The 13,389-nt window shown below is 68.5% G+C and carries 15 protein-coding genes; 8 read left to right on the forward strand and 7 right to left on the reverse strand.

Annotation, left to right across the window (positions count from 1 at the left end; translation table 11 throughout):
• Positions 1-12: 12 nt before the first annotated feature.
• From D5S08_RS11115 to pyrE, 6 genes are read right to left on the reverse strand one after another with little or no spacing between them, the layout of a single operon-like run.
• Positions 13-1,125, reverse strand: a complete 1,113-nt coding sequence (locus tag D5S08_RS11115) for a DUF3089 domain-containing protein (RefSeq protein ID WP_121118486.1) — start codon at positions 1,123-1,125, stop codon at positions 13-15.
• Positions 1,115-2,209, reverse strand: a complete 1,095-nt coding sequence (locus D5S08_RS11120) for an AI-2E family transporter (RefSeq protein WP_241557358.1) — start codon at positions 2,207-2,209, stop codon at positions 1,115-1,117. The genes D5S08_RS11115 and D5S08_RS11120 overlap by 11 nt, the downstream gene beginning before the upstream one ends.
• A gap of 40 nt (positions 2,210-2,249) precedes the next feature.
• On the reverse strand, positions 2,250-3,158 hold the full coding sequence (gene lepB / locus D5S08_RS11125; RefSeq protein ID WP_121118488.1) for a signal peptidase I: 909 nt from the start codon (positions 3,156-3,158) through the stop codon (positions 2,250-2,252).
• Entirely contained in the window at positions 3,155-3,556 is a 402-nt protein-coding gene (gene acpS, locus D5S08_RS11130) for a holo-ACP synthase (RefSeq protein ID WP_121118490.1), read from the reverse strand. The genes lepB and acpS overlap by 4 nt, the downstream gene beginning before the upstream one ends.
• Positions 3,557-4,285, reverse strand: coding sequence for a pyridoxine 5'-phosphate synthase (locus tag D5S08_RS11135; protein WP_121118492.1), 729 nt, complete (start codon positions 4,283-4,285; stop codon positions 3,557-3,559).
• A 26-nt stretch (positions 4,286-4,311) separates the two neighbouring features.
• Positions 4,312-4,890, reverse strand: coding sequence for an orotate phosphoribosyltransferase (gene pyrE, locus D5S08_RS11140; protein ID WP_121118494.1), 579 nt, complete (start codon positions 4,888-4,890; stop codon positions 4,312-4,314).
• A gap of 227 nt (positions 4,891-5,117) precedes the next feature.
• Between pyrE and coxB the strand changes: the two genes are divergently transcribed.
• Together coxB and ctaD are read left to right on the forward strand one after the other, a co-directional pair.
• Positions 5,118-6,242, forward strand: coding sequence for a cytochrome c oxidase subunit II (coxB, locus tag D5S08_RS11145; protein WP_121118496.1), 1,125 nt, complete (start codon positions 5,118-5,120; stop codon positions 6,240-6,242).
• Positions 6,243-6,297: 55 nt separating this feature from the next.
• Positions 6,298-8,037, forward strand: a complete 1,740-nt coding sequence (gene ctaD / locus D5S08_RS11150) for a cytochrome c oxidase subunit I (RefSeq protein ID WP_121118498.1) — start codon at positions 6,298-6,300, stop codon at positions 8,035-8,037.
• 52 nt (positions 8,038-8,089) lie between these two features.
• Here the strand turns inward: ctaD and D5S08_RS11155 are convergent, their stop codons facing one another.
• The gene (locus tag D5S08_RS11155) at positions 8,090-8,767 is read right to left on the reverse strand and encodes a DUF2490 domain-containing protein (RefSeq protein ID WP_121118500.1); all 678 of its coding nucleotides are present in this window, start codon (positions 8,765-8,767) and stop codon (positions 8,090-8,092) included.
• An 88-nt stretch (positions 8,768-8,855) separates the two neighbouring features.
• Here D5S08_RS11155 and D5S08_RS11160 point away from each other — a divergent pair, with 88 nt between their 5' ends.
• The 6 genes from D5S08_RS11160 to thrC all read left to right on the forward strand — a co-directional run bounded on the left by D5S08_RS11160 (position 8,856) and on the right by thrC (position 13,387).
• Positions 8,856-9,785, forward strand: a complete 930-nt coding sequence (locus D5S08_RS11160) for a heme o synthase (protein WP_121118502.1) — start codon at positions 8,856-8,858, stop codon at positions 9,783-9,785.
• Positions 9,782-9,910: a hypothetical protein gene (locus D5S08_RS17350; RefSeq protein WP_277750413.1), complete on the forward strand. Its 129-nt coding sequence runs from the start codon at positions 9,782-9,784 to the stop codon at positions 9,908-9,910. The genes D5S08_RS11160 and D5S08_RS17350 overlap by 4 nt, the downstream gene beginning before the upstream one ends.
• Positions 9,910-10,470 carry a cytochrome c oxidase assembly protein gene (locus D5S08_RS11165; RefSeq protein ID WP_121118504.1) on the forward strand — a complete coding sequence of 187 codons (561 nt, stop codon included), beginning with the start codon at positions 9,910-9,912 and terminating at the stop codon, positions 10,468-10,470. Before D5S08_RS17350 ends, D5S08_RS11165 begins: the two co-directional genes overlap by 1 nt.
• Before the next feature lie 70 nt (positions 10,471-10,540).
• Positions 10,541-11,362 (forward strand): cytochrome c oxidase subunit 3, encoded by an 822-nt coding sequence (locus tag D5S08_RS11170; RefSeq protein ID WP_121118506.1) that lies wholly within the window; start codon positions 10,541-10,543, stop codon positions 11,360-11,362.
• Complete coding sequence (locus tag D5S08_RS11175; protein WP_121118508.1) at positions 11,362-11,973, forward strand: SURF1 family protein; 612 nt, start codon at positions 11,362-11,364, stop codon at positions 11,971-11,973. The genes D5S08_RS11170 and D5S08_RS11175 overlap by 1 nt, the downstream gene beginning before the upstream one ends.
• Positions 11,974-11,986: 13 nt before the next feature.
• Positions 11,987-13,387, forward strand: coding sequence for a threonine synthase (gene thrC / locus D5S08_RS11180; RefSeq protein WP_121118510.1), 1,401 nt, complete (start codon positions 11,987-11,989; stop codon positions 13,385-13,387).
• Positions 13,388-13,389: the final 2 nt, after the last annotated feature.

The following is a 13,389-nucleotide window of genomic DNA, read 5'->3' on the forward strand; positions in this document are numbered from 1 at the left end:
TCATGGGCGGGGTCAGCTGTTCTGCCATGCGCCAACCCGCCGGGCCAGGTCGGCGCGCAGGTCGCGCCAGAACAGGGGAATGTCGTAGACGTGGTAATTGTTGCCCGGCAGCACATAGGGCCCGAGTTCGGGCGGGTCGCCGATCAGCAGCAGGCCCTGCTCGTCACACCGGGCGGGCACGGCGCCGGGCACCAGCCGGCCGTTCTCCAGCCCTTCATCGGGCACCAGCGTGCCGGCATTGGCGCTGGCGGGCGCCGTGCCGCCGATCGTGCCGGTCAGCGGATTGAAGCACAGAATCGGGCTGTCGCCGCGTTGCTGCCCGTCGAAGCCGGGGGACATGGCGTAGCTGTCCAGCAGCAGGCCGGGATCGGCCGGCTCCGCGAAGGAGGACCAGCCGATGATGCAGCCCGCCTGGTCCGGCGTGGCGCAGGCGGGCAGCGGGAGAGCGGGCAGGTCGTGCGCGACGGAGATGGGCCAGCCGACGGCGTAGACGGCGGCGATCCGGTCGGCCAGCGGCGTGCCGGCGACCCGTTCACGCAGCAGACGCAGCACATGCAGTGCGCCCTGGCTGTGGCCGGCCAGCACGATCGGCTGTCCGGGCTCGGCCTCCGCCAGGAACAGGTCGAAGGCCTGCGCGACATCGGCATAGGCGGCGTCCAGCGCCTGGGCCCCTTCGGGCGCATCGGTCAGGAAGGCGCCAAAGGTCGCCTGGCGATAACGGGGCGCCCAGACCTGCGCCGCCGCGTTGAACGGGCTGGCGAGGCCGCGCACGAAGGTGCGGGCGCGCGACTGGCTCTGCGCATCGTCCAGCGGGGCGTTCCAGCGGGCGCGTTCCAGATAGCTGGTCGGGTGGACGAAGAACACCGCGGCCGGCAGCTCCGGCCCGGGCTCGATACCGGGCGGCAGCCAGCGCGCCGGGTCGGTGTCGCGCCGGAAGCGGGGATGCGACAGCCACATGCGCGGATCGGCATAGGCGTTGCCGGCCAGCGGGGCCTGTTCCTCGAACGCGGCGGAGGGGATCAGCGCGACGCGCGTCAGGTCCTGCCCCCAGATGCGCAGGGCGAACAGCACGGCCGCGCCGAGCAGGACCAGGCCGGCGATCACATACAGGAACTTACGCGCCATGGAGTGTCGGTGTCGCCATGGTGTTCTCGCCTGCTTCCAGCCGTTCGCTGCGGCGTTCCAGCATGACCTTGATCATCGCCATCAGCGGATCGGCCAGGAACAGGCCCAGGATGCCGAACAGGATGCCCATGATCAGCTGCGCCCCCAGCACCAGCGCCGGGGCGAGGTCCACCGTCTTGCGCGCGATCAGCGGCACCACGACATAGCCGTCGAACCCTTGCACGATCACGTAGACGGCGATGGTGTACAGCCCCATGTCGACCCCGCCGGAAAAGCCGACCAGCACCATCAGCAGGCCGGAGACGACCGCGCCGACATTGGGCAGGAAGGCCAGCAGGCCGGTCAGGATGCCCAGCAGCGCGGCCATCGGCACGCCCCAGAAGGCCAGCAGGGCGTAGGTCAGCACCCCTTCGAACACCATGCCGACCAGCCGCCCGGCCAGCAGCCGCCGCATCGTGCTGGCCATGCGCAGCATGGTGACGTGGAAATCGTCACGCGATCCACGCGGCAGCATCCAGCCGAGCCCGCGTTCGTACAGGCGAGGTTCCAGCGCCACATAGAGGCCGATGATCAGGATCAGGAACATCGTGGTCAGTCCGCCGACGAAGCCGCCGATATAGGAGGTGACCATGCCGACTCCGCTCATCAGCTGGCCGGCCAGGTTCTGCACCATGCCGAAATCGACCGCGATGCCGCGGTTCTGCAGCCAGGTCATGGTGCGGATGCTCTGCTGCTGCACCAGCGTGGGCAGCTGCGCCGCCTCCTGCGAGATGTTCGACCCGGCGAAGTAGAACAGCCACAGGAAGAAGGCGATCGACAGCAGCAGCACGATCAGGATGCGGAACGATCGCCCGACCGGCAGCACCCGGCCCAGCAGCCGCGCACCGCCATCGATCATCGCGGCGAAGACCAGCCCGCCGAAGATCACCAGCAGGGATTGCGAGATGTGGACGAACAGCACCGCCAGCCCGACCACCGCGACCCAGGCCATCGCGCGCTGCACCTCGAACCGGATTTCCGGATTGAGGATGCGCGCGGGGCTGGGGCGGTGGTCGGCTTCGGTGTCGCTGTCGGGTTCGGTCACGGCCTCGCGACGCCCCGCCGGCAGCTTCGTTCCCGCGCGCTCACGGTGCCGCCCGGTCCGGGCGCAGCGAGGTGCCGGCGCGGCCGGACCGGAGCGCCGGGATCCAGCTCAGCGGGTTCCAGCCTTCGCTGCCGTCGAGCGAGAAGGTCACCAGTTCCGCGCGGCCGCCGACATCGGCGATCGGCACCGGCCCGCCCAGCCCGTTGCCGATCGGCGCGGCATCGGCGCGGCTGTCGGCCGAATGGTCGCGATTGTCGCCCATCAGGAAGACATGCCCCTCGGGCACGGTCACTTCGGGCCGGTTGTCGAGCAGGCCGTCCGCATTGTCGTCGATCACCAGATAGGTGGCGCCGTTGGGCAGCGTCTCGCGATAGGTCGGCGGCTCGTACACCTGGCTGCCATCGGCCAGCGTCACGCGGTAGCCTTCGAAGGCGGCGAGGCAGGGTGCGCCGCCGCAGAACTGCTGGTCCGCCACCGGGATGCGCGCCGGGGGCACCACCTCCTGCGGAACGGGCTCCCCGTTCAGGATGATCTGCCCGTCGGCCACGGCGATCCGGTCCCCCGGCAGGGCGACGACGCGCTTGATGTAATCCTCCGCCCGATCAGGCGGGACCACGATCACCACATCGCCATAAGCGGGTGTCGCGGGCATGATGCGGTGGGTGGAGCGGGGCAGGAGGTGGAAGCTGGCGGACACCCAGCTCCAGCCATAGGGATATTTGCTGACGATCAGCCGGTCGCCCACCTGCAAATTGGGCAGCATGGAGATCGACGGGATGTAGAACGGCTTGGCCACCAGGCTGTGAAAGGCGAGCACCGCCAGCAGCATCAGGGCCAGGCCGCGCAGTTCGGCCAGCCAGTCGACCCGCTCGCGCTTGCGGGCTGTGGCCGGCGGGGGGGCCGGCGGCTCTGCCGGATGGTCGGACAGGGTGTCGGGGACGGAGCTCATCGGGGCCGGGCTTCCAGGATCACGAAGGCCTGCGCCCATGGGTGATCGTCGGTGAGGGTGAGATGAACGACCATCTCGTGCCCGGCCGGCGTCAGCTGCGCCAGCCGCGCCGCCGCGCCGCCCGTCAGCGCCAGCGTCGGCGCGCCCGATGGCAGGTTCACGACGCCGATATCCTTCATGTAGACGCCCTGGAAGAAGCCGGTGCCGACCGCCTTGCTGAACGCCTCCTTCGCGGCGAAGCGCTTGGCGTAGGTGCCGGCGCGGGTGAAGGGCCGCCGCGCCGCCTTGGCGCGTTCGAGTTCGGTGAAACAGCGCTGTTCGAACCGGTCGCCATGCCGGTCCAGCGCGGCCTGGATCCGGTCGATGTTGCACAGGTCGGAACCAAGGCCGATGATCATCTAGCGCGCCGCATCCATCAGCTCGCGCATCTGCCGCACGGCTGCCTCCAGCCCCACGAACACCGCCTCGCCCACCAGGTAATGGCCGATATTGAGCTCCGCCAACTGCGGGATGGCGGCGACCGGCTGCACATTGTCGTAAGTCAGGCCGTGGCCGGCATGCGGCTCGATCCCGTTCTTGGCCGCCAGCGCGGCCATGTCGGCGATGCGGCGCAGTTCGATCGGCAGCTGTTCGCCGGTGGCATGGGCATATTCGCCGGTGTGGAACTCGACGGCCGGGGCGCCCAGGCGGATGGCGGCTTCCAGCTGGCGTTCCTCCGGCGCGATGAACAGGCTGACGCGGATGCCGGCATCGCCCAGCCGGGCGACGATCGGCGCCAGGCGATTGTGCTGCCCGGCGGCGTCCAGCCCCCCTTCGGTGGTGCGTTCCTCCCGCCGTTCGGGCACGATGCAGGCGGCGTGCGGGCGATGGGCGAGGGCGATGGCCAGCATCTCCTCCGTCGCGGCCATTTCCAGGTTCAGCGGCAGGTCGGTCGCATCCTGGATGCGGCGCAGATCGTCATCGCGGATATGGCGGCGATCCTCCCGCAGATGGGCGGTGATGCCGTCCCCGCCGACACGGGCGACGATCTCCGCCGCGCGGACCGGGTCGGGATGCTCGCCCCCGCGGGCATTGCGGATGGTGGCGACGTGGTCGATATTGACCCCCAGCCGAAGGCGTCCGCCCATTCCGCCGACCAAGGCGCCGCTGGCCATCAGGCGCGGCTGCCCGGCTTGGTGACGGGCCGTTCCGCCAGTTCGGGCGGAAGGTCCTCGGGGGCGTAGGTGGGGAAGTTGATCTCCACCAGCGGGTAGAACGGCACGCCCAGATCGACCGCGCCGGCGGAGCGGTCCACCAGTGCGACCTCCCCCAGCACCTCGCCCCCGGCGGCCTCGACCGCCTTGATCGCTTCGCGGCTGGACAGGCCGGTGGTGACGACATCCTCCACCATCAGCACCCTGTCACCCGGGTTCAGCGCAAAGCCGCGGCGCAGTTCGAACGTGCCTTCCGGCCGTTCCAGGAAGATGGCGTCGCGTTCCAGTGCGCGGCCGACCTCGTGCCCGATGATCAGGCCACCCATCGCGGGCGAGACGACCACGTCGATGCGCGGGCGCAGTTCGCGCGGCAGCTTCTGGACCAGCGCGCGGGCGAGGCGGCTGGCGCGTTCGCCGTTCATCAGCACGCGGGCGCATTGCAGGTACCAGGCGCTGTGCCGCCCGCTCGACAGGCGAAAATGCCCCTCCAGCAAGGCATGGCTGGCACGGAATTCGGCAAGCACCTCGTCATCGGTCATGGTCGGCAACAATTTCCCCGTTCCGCACGCGCGGCAGAGGGCCGGCGGCGCGATCGGACATCCGTAGAAGCGCTTGCACCGGGGGGCAAGCGGGCGCGTGGCCCGTGTGGCGCGGGCCACATGGCCAGCAGGGGGCGCAAGCGACGACTGCACGCGCCGGTTGCCTTCACTGAAGATTGCTGCCAGTTTGGAACGATTAGTTGGCAATATTACAGACCGGCGGGGAAATGAACCTGGGCAATCTTGCATCGCGGCCAGCACGCCGCCTGTTGCCGCTGCTTGCGGCGCTTGCGCTGGGCGGCGGAGCCGTTGCGGCAACGGCCGCCGTGCCGGCGAACGAGCCGGGCGCTGCGGTGACCAATGTGGAAGACACGCAGTCGCCCAACGTTGCGTCGGACAGCGTGTCCGCGGCAGCTGCGGCGGAACCGTCCACCACCGATGCAGTGGTCGGTGCGCAGCCGGCCACGGGCGGCTACACCCCGCTCGGCCCCGAATGGATCAAGGGGCAGCCGACGGACGGCGCCATGACCTTCCAGCAGCAGCATACGCCTGACGGGCATTACGCGCTGTGGATGCATGACGCGATCCTGCTGCCGCTGATCGTGGCGATCAGCCTGGTGGTGCTGGGCCTGCTGCTGTGGGTGGTTGCCCGCTACAACCGCCGGGCCAATGCCGTGCCCAGCCGCACCAGTCACAACACCCTGATCGAGGTGATCTGGACTGCGGTGCCGGTGCTGATCCTGGTCGCGATCGCCGTGCCCTCGATCACGCTGCTGTCGCGCCAATATCGCAGCCCGCCGGAAGACGCGCTGACGGTGAAGGTGACCGGCTACCAATGGTACTGGGGCTACACCTATCCCGACAATGGCGGGTTCGAGGTGATCTCCAACATGATGGACGAAGGTGATGCCATCGCGCAGGGCCTGCCGCCGCAGCTGGCGGTGGACAACCGGATGGTGGTGCCCGCGGGCGAGCCGATCCGCATCCAGACCACCGGCGCGGACGTGATCCACTCCTTCGCGGTGCCCAGCCTGTGGTTCAAGATCGACGCCGTGCCCGGCCGCCTGAACGAGCGGGTGCTGTTCATCGAGGAGCCGGGCATCTATTACGGCCAGTGTTCCGAGCTGTGCGGCGCGCGCCATGCCTACATGCCGATCGCGGTGGAGGCCCTGCCGCGCCCGCAATTCAACGCATGGCTGCTGTCCAAGGGTGGCACGCTGGGCGGGCCGGAAGCAGCGCCTGCGCTGGCCCCGGCGCAGGAACCGGAAAGCGGTGTGGAGGGTGCCCCCGGCGCCGGTGCCCCGCCGACCGAGGAGACCGCGCCCGGCACTCCGGTGCCAGAGGCCGCCTGATGCCGCGCGCCACCACCCGTTTCATCGCAGAACATTCAGCCAGGATCCGCTGACCATGGCCACCACCGCCCCCTCGTCTGCCAGCGCCTTCCAGGCGCATCATGACGATCACGCGCATCATCACGATGCCGATCACAAGCCGCCCTTCTTTCAGCGCTGGTTCATGTCCACGAACCACAAGGACATCGGTACGCTGTACCTGATCTTCGCCATCTGCGCGGGCATCATCGGCGGCGCGGTGTCGGGCATCATGCGTGCCGAGCTGGCGGAGCCGGGCATCCAGTATCTGGGCTGGTGGGTCGAGTTCCTGGGCGGCGGCCCGGCCGATTTCGACAAGAACGGCCATATGTGGAACGTGCTGATCAGCGCGCACGGCCTGATCATGGTGTTCTTCATGGTCATGCCGGCGATGATCGGCGGCTTCGGCAACTGGTTCGTGCCGCTGATGATCGGCGCGCCGGACATGGCCTTCCCGCGGATGAACAATATCAGCTTCTGGCTGACGGTGGCGGGTTTCTGCTCGCTGATGTTCAGCGCCTTCGTGCCGGGCGGAACGGGCCTTGGCGCGGGAACCGGCTGGACGGTCTATGCCCCGCTGTCGACCAGCGGCAGCGTGGGCCCGGCGGTCGATTTCGCGATCTTCTCGCTCCACCTGGCGGGTGCCGGGTCGATCATGGGCGCGATCAACTTCATCACCACCATCTTCAACATGCGCGCACCTGGCATGACGCTGCACAAGATGCCGCTGTTCGCGTGGTCCGTGCTGGTCACCGCCTTCCTGCTGCTGCTGGCGTTGCCGGTGCTGGCGGCCGCAATCACCATGCTGCTGACCGACCGCAATTTCGGCACGACCTTCTTTGACCAGGCGGGCGGCGGCGATCCGGTGCTGTACCAGCATCTGTTCTGGTTCTTCGGCCATCCCGAAGTGTACATCATGATCCTGCCGGGCTTCGGCATGATCAGCCAGATCGTGGCGACCTTCAGCCGTAAGCCGGTGTTCGGCTATCTCGGCATGGCCTACGCCATGGTGGCGATCGGTGTGATCGGCTTCGTCGTGTGGGCGCACCACATGTATACGACCGGCCTGGACGTGAACACGAAGATGTATTTCACCGCGGCCACCATGCTGATCGCGGTGCCGACCGGCGTGAAGATCTTCAGCTGGGTCGCCACGATGTGGGGCGGCAGCCTGGAGTTCAAGTCGCCCATGGTGTGGGCGCTGGGCTTCATCTTCCTGTTCACCGTCGGCGGCGTCACCGGCGTGGTGCTGGCCAATGGCGGCGTGGACGACAACCTGCACGACACCTATTATGTGGTGGCGCACTTCCACTACGTGCTGTCGATGGGTGCGGTGTTCAGCCTGTTCGCGGCCTTCTACTACTGGTTCCCGAAGATGAGCGGGCGGTGGCATTCCGAGCTGCTGGCGCACATCCATTTCTGGGGCTTCTTCGTCGGCGTGAACGTGATCTTCTTCCCCATGCACTTCCTGGGCATGAACGGGATGCCCCGCCGTTACCCCGACTACACACCGGCCTTCTCCTACTGGAACGAGATCGCCTCCATCGGCTATGTCATCATGGCCGTGTCCATGCTGGTGTTCTTCGTGAACATCGCCTGGGCGCTGGTGGCGGGCCGCCGGGCGGAGGGCAATTATTGGGGCGAGGGTGCGACCACGCTGGAATGGACGCTGTCCAGCCCGCCGCCGTTCCACCAGTACGAGACGCTGCCGGTGATCGAGAGCCATCACGACTATCACGACCACATCGGCCCGGCCGACGACCGGCCCGCGCACTGACGGTGCCGGGCCGGCGCGCCTTGTCGTGAGATGCGCGCCGGGAGAGGGCGTCCTAGTGGCGGATGAACAGCGCCACGGACAGGGTGTGTCCCATGCGGGTGCTGCCCGCGCCGTCGACCAGCTGGTTCAGGTAGCCGGCCTCGACGGTGGAGGCGCCGGGCAGCGGCACCTCCGCACCCACAAAGGTGCGCAGCTGGTCAAAGCCGCCGCGCGCGCCCCAGTCCGTGTCGTTCAGCGCCACGAACGCCTCCACCGACGTCAGCAGCGCCGGGCCGGTGCCATCGCCCAGCGCATGTTCGTAGCGGATCATCTGCCGCAGGCGAAAGCCGGTGTCGTCGCCGCGCTCGTTCCAGCGCTGTTCGAACCGGGTGCGCGACTGGATCTCGCGCGGGCCGCGCTGCATCATCCACGACACCTGCTGGAACGACCGGTCCTCGTCCGCCGACCCACCACCGGGCACCGGCTGCAGCACCTTGGCATAGCCCTGGTACACGGTGACGTCGGGCGTCACCGCCACCCCGATGGCCGGGCGCAGCAGGGTCTGCGACACGCGGGACAGATCTTCAGTGATGCGGGGCTGCACTTCCGCGAAATAGACCAGGTCGCCGGCGATCGCGCCGGTCACGGTCAGATTGCCCCAGGCCTGCAGGTCGTGATCGGTCCGCGCATGGGCGGCAGGGGCGAGGACCGCGATCAGCGCGGTGGCGAGCAGGGCGGGATGGATACGCATGGCCGGCGCTAAAGCAGCTTCGCCCCCGGCGCACAACATGCCGGCCGGGCAGTTGGCCCCGGGCCTCGGCATCGCTATAGGGCAGGGCATGTCCTTCAATCCGGCGCAGCCTGCGCCACCCCCCGCACCGGCGATCCAGCTGCCTGCCGACTGGCGCGACTTCGTGGCGCTGACCAAGCCGCGCGTGATGAGCCTGGTGGTGTTCACCGGCCTGTGCGGCCTGCTGGCGGCGCCCGGCCACATCCATCCCGTGCTGGGCTTCGCCGCGATCCTGTGCATCGCGCTGGGCGCGGGCGGGGCGGCGGCGCTGAACCAGTGGTGGGAGGCCGATATCGACGCGCTGATGAAGCGCACCGCCAAGCGCCCGCTGCCGACCGGCCGCATGGCGCGGACCGATGCGCGCGATTTCGGGATCGCGCTGTCCTGCGCCTCCGTCGGGATCATGGGGCTGGCGATCCACTGGCTGGCGGCGATCGTGCTGGCGATCTCCATCGTCTATTATGCGGTGGTCTACACCATCTGGCTGAAGCCGCGCACGCCGCAGAACATCGTGATCGGCGGCGGCGCCGGGGCCTTCCCGCCGCTGATCGGCTGGATCGCGGTGACGGGCGAGATCACCGCCATGCCGGTGCTGCTGTTCGCCATCATCTTCCTGTGGACACCGCCGCATTTCTGGGCGCTGGCCCTGTTCGTGCGCACCGATTACGCCAATGCCGGCATCCCCATGCTGCCGGTGGTGGCCGGTCAGGCGGCGACGCGGCGGCAGATCCTGATCTATTCGCTGGTGCTGCTGCCGGTGACGCTGGCGCCCTGGGCGATCGGCGGGGCGGGCGCGATCTACGGCATTTCCGCCTTGACGCTGTCGGCGCTGTTCGTGGCGCTGTCGCTGCCGGTGGCGTTCCGGCGCAGCGGGGAAGGGGATGCGATGCGGCCGGAGAAGCGGCTGTTCGGCTATTCCGTGCTGTACCTGTTCGTGCTGTTCGGCGCGCTGGTGGCCGACCGGCTGGTGCTGGCATGACCCCGCGCGAGCAGCAGGAGGCGATCGCCCGCACCCGCCGCAACCGCAACCGCGCGCTGGGGCTGGCGCTGTTGTTCATGGTGGTGCTGTTCTACGCCATCACCTTCGTGAAGTTCACCGTCTGATGGCCAGCGCACCGCTGCATCATCGCAATCGCCGCACCGGGCTGCTGGCATTGCTGGCGGCGCTCGCCATGCTGGGCCTGGGGTTCGCCTCCGTGCCGCTGTATCGCCTGTTCTGCCAGGTCACCGGGTTCGGCGGCACGACGCAGCGGGCCAGCCTGGCCGATGCCGATCTGGCCGCGCAATTCGCCGGCAGCGCGGGCGCGCGGCAGTTCTCCATCCGGTTCGATGCCAACACCGCGCGCGATCTCCATTGGAGCTTCGCGCCCCGCCAGACGATCGACCGCGTCACCATCGGCGAGCGCGACATGGTGATCTTCGACGCCCGCAACGACACCGACAGGCCCATCACCGGCACCGCCACCTTCAATGTGGAGCCGGAGCAGGCAGGCGTGCATTTCAACAAGATCCAGTGCTTCTGCTTCACCGAACAGGTGCTGCAGCCGGGTGAAAGCGTCGCGATGCCGGTGCTGTTCTTCGTCGACCCTGCCGCGGCGGACGATCCGAACATGAAGGACGTGGAACAGATCACGCTGAGCTACACTTTTCACCGCAAGGAATAGCGGCACTGGACCGCGCCGCAGCGGCGGATTACACATCGACGCAAGAACATCGAAGTCACGGGATCAGGGCATGGCCGGCGCAAAGAACCACGAATATCACATCCTGCCACCGTCGGCCTGGCCGCTGCTTATGTCGGTCGCCGCGCTGACCTTTACCAGCGGCATGGTGCTGTTCATGCACGACCTGGCGGGCGCCGGTGTGGTGCTGGGGCTGGGCATCGCCGGGGTGATCGCGGGCTTCTATCTGTGGCTGTCCTCCATCGTGAAGGAAGCGCAGGCGGGCGATCACACGCCGGTGGTGCAGCTGCACCTGCGGTACGGCATGATCACCTTCATCGCCTCCGAAGTTATGTTCTTCGTTGGCTGGTTCTGGGCGTGGTTCGATTTCGCCCTGTTCCCCAGCGAACTGGTCGAGGTGGTCGGCGGGGTCTGGCCGCCTGCGGGGATCGAGGCGGTCATGGACCCCTTCGCCCTGCCGCTGCTGAACACGCTGATCCTGCTATGTTCGGGCACCACCGTCACCTGGGCGCACCATTCCCTGATCCATGGTGATCGTGAAGGGCTGAAGACCGGCCTGTGGCTGACCATCATCCTGGGCGTGGTGTTCAGCTTCGTGCAGTTCTACGAATATGCGCATGCGCCGTTCGAGTTCGGCGGCAACACCTATTCCAGCGCCTTCTTCATGGCGACGGGCTTTCACGGCTTCCACGTGCTGGTGGGCACCATCTTCTTGGCCGTGTGCCTGCGCCGCACCTATGCCGGCCACTTCACCCCGCGCCAGCATTTCGGGTTCGAGGCGGCGGCCTGGTACTGGCACTTCGTGGACGTGGTGTGGCTGTTCCTGTTCATCACCGTCTATGTCTGGGGCGGCTGGGGCGCCGCATACCACTGATGCCGTCGGCCCGCCGGCGGGTGCCGCTGCTGCCCACGATCGTGGTGGCGGCGGCGGTGGCGCTGATGCTGGTGCTGGGTGTGTGGCAGCTGCGCAGGGCGGAATGGAAGGGCGACATGATCGCCCGCTACGCTGACGCGGAAACCCTGCCGCCTGTAGCATGGCCGGATGACGGCGCTGCACGAGAGGCCGCACTGTACCGGCCGAGCAGCTTCACCTGCGCAGTTGTGCTGGGAATGCGGGAGACCGCCGGCCGTTCGGCCAAGGGACAATCGGGCTGGGCGCATGTCGCGAAGTGCCGGCTGGCCGAAGGCGGCGAGGCGGAAGTGGCGCTGGGCTGGTCCGCTGCCCCCACCCCGCCGGTATGGGACGGCGGCCGGGTGACCGGCACGGTGGCACCGGCGGGCGAGGGCGCGCGGTTGGTCGCCGATCCGCCGCAGGCCGGGCTGGAGGTACTGGCCCGCCCCGACCCCAAGGCGCTGCCGAACAATCACCTGTCCTATGCCGGGCAATGGTTCTTCTTTGCGATCACGGCGGCGGTCATTTACGCAATGGCGTTGCGCCGCCGCGCAGGCCCGACGGACCTTGCCTCCCCCGCAACCGGCCGCTAGGCGCGCTGGCACGATGGATTACATCTCCACTCGCGGCACCGCGCCCGCGCTCGACTTCGAACAGGTGACGCTGACCGGCCTCGCGGCCGATGGCGGGCTGTATCTGCCGCGCGAGTGGCCCCGCTTCACGCCCGAGCAGATCGCGGCGATGCGCGGCCTGCCTTATGCGGAGCTGGCCGTGCGGGTGATGCTGCCTTTCGTGGGCGACAGCCTGACCGAGGACAAGCTGCGCGACCTGTGCCGCCGTGCCTATGCCCGGTTCGATCACAAGGCCGTGACCCCGTTGGTGCAGCTGGACGAGCAGCACTGGCTGCTGGAGCTGTTCCACGGCCCCACGCTGGCGTTCAAGGACGTGGCGCTGCAACTGCTGGGTCGGCTGTTCGAGGAGTTCCTGGCGCGTCACGAAGGGCGGCTGACGATCGTCGGCGCGACCAGCGGCGACACCGGCTCCGCCGCGATCGACGCGGTGGCGGGCCGCGACAATGTGGAGATCTTCATGCTCCACCCGCATGGCCGCGTCAGCGATGTGCAGCGCCGGCAGATGACCACCGTGCTGGCGCCTAATGTGCACAACATCGCCATCGATGGCAGCTTCGACGATGCGCAGGCGATGGTGAAGCGCATGTTCGGCGACGCGGCGGTCAACGGCCCGCTGCGGCTGGGTGCGGTAAACTCCATCAACTGGGCGCGGCTGATGGCGCAGGTGGTGTATTACTTCCATGCCGCCCTGCAGCTGGGCGCGCCGGAGCGGGAGGTCGCCTTCAGCGTGCCGACCGGCAATTTCGGCGACGTGTTCGCCGGCCATGTGGCGCAGAGCATGGGCCTGCCGATCGCGCGGCTGATCGTCGCCACCAATGTGAACGACATCCTGCACCGGGCGCTGTCGGCCGGCGACTATTCCGCGGGCGTGGTCACCGCCACCGCAGCCCCCAGCATGGACATCCAGGTGTCGAGCAATTTCGAGCGGCTGCTGTTCGATTGCGGCGGCCGGGACGGGCTGCTGCTGGCCGAACAGATGCGCAGCTTCGAATCCGCCGGCGCCATGCGCCTGACCCCTGAGCAGATCGCAGGCGCGGCCCGCGGCTTTGCCAGCTGCCGGGCGGACGAGATGGAGATGGCCGAGGCGATGGCCTGGGCCAAGGACCGGTGCGGCCAGCTGATCGACCCGCACACTGCGATCGGCCTGCATGCCGCGCTCGCCTGCGGCCTGCCGGCGCATGTGCCGGTGGTGACACTGGCGACCGCGCACCCCGCCAAGTTCCGCGACGCGGTGGAGCGGGCGACCGGCCAGCGCCCCAGCCTGCCGCATCGGCTGGGCGACCTGTTCGAGCGGGAGGAGCGCTATACCGAGCTGCCCGGCACCTATGAGGCGGTGAGCGGTTACATCCTGCAGCACGCGCATCCGCACGGCTGAGG

It is taken from the genome of Croceibacterium ferulae, from assembly GCF_003660445.1.
Lineage (GTDB): Bacteria > Pseudomonadota > Alphaproteobacteria > Sphingomonadales > Sphingomonadaceae > Croceibacterium > Croceibacterium ferulae.

Excerpts from the sequence above, each read along its gene's own strand:
- D5S08_RS11115 (WP_121118486.1), bottom strand. The coding sequence starts at position 1,125 with ATGGCGCGTAAGTTCCTGTATGTGATCGCCGGCCTGGTCCTGCTCGGC.
- lepB (WP_121118488.1), bottom strand. The coding sequence starts at position 3,158 with ATGAGCTCCGTCCCCGACACCCTGTCCGACCATCCGGCAGAGCCGCCG.
- acpS (WP_121118490.1), bottom strand. The coding sequence starts at position 3,556 with ATGATCATCGGCCTTGGTTCCGACCTGTGCAACATCGACCGGATCCAG.
- D5S08_RS11135 (WP_121118492.1), bottom strand. The coding sequence starts at position 4,285 with ATGGGCGGACGCCTTCGGCTGGGGGTCAATATCGACCACGTCGCCACC.
- pyrE (WP_121118494.1), bottom strand. The coding sequence starts at position 4,890 with ATGACCGATGACGAGGTGCTTGCCGAATTCCGTGCCAGCCATGCCTTG.
- coxB (WP_121118496.1), top strand. The coding sequence starts at position 5,118 with ATGAACCTGGGCAATCTTGCATCGCGGCCAGCACGCCGCCTGTTGCCG.
- ctaD (WP_121118498.1), top strand. The coding sequence starts at position 6,298 with ATGGCCACCACCGCCCCCTCGTCTGCCAGCGCCTTCCAGGCGCATCAT.
- D5S08_RS11155 (WP_121118500.1), bottom strand. The coding sequence starts at position 8,767 with ATGCGTATCCATCCCGCCCTGCTCGCCACCGCGCTGATCGCGGTCCTC.
- D5S08_RS11160 (WP_121118502.1), top strand. The coding sequence starts at position 8,856 with ATGTCCTTCAATCCGGCGCAGCCTGCGCCACCCCCCGCACCGGCGATC.
- D5S08_RS17350 (WP_277750413.1), top strand. The coding sequence starts at position 9,782 with ATGACCCCGCGCGAGCAGCAGGAGGCGATCGCCCGCACCCGCCGCAAC.
- D5S08_RS11165 (WP_121118504.1), top strand. The coding sequence starts at position 9,910 with ATGGCCAGCGCACCGCTGCATCATCGCAATCGCCGCACCGGGCTGCTG.
- D5S08_RS11170 (WP_121118506.1), top strand. The coding sequence starts at position 10,541 with ATGGCCGGCGCAAAGAACCACGAATATCACATCCTGCCACCGTCGGCC.
- D5S08_RS11175 (WP_121118508.1), top strand. The coding sequence starts at position 11,362 with ATGCCGTCGGCCCGCCGGCGGGTGCCGCTGCTGCCCACGATCGTGGTG.
- thrC (WP_121118510.1), top strand. The coding sequence starts at position 11,987 with ATGGATTACATCTCCACTCGCGGCACCGCGCCCGCGCTCGACTTCGAA.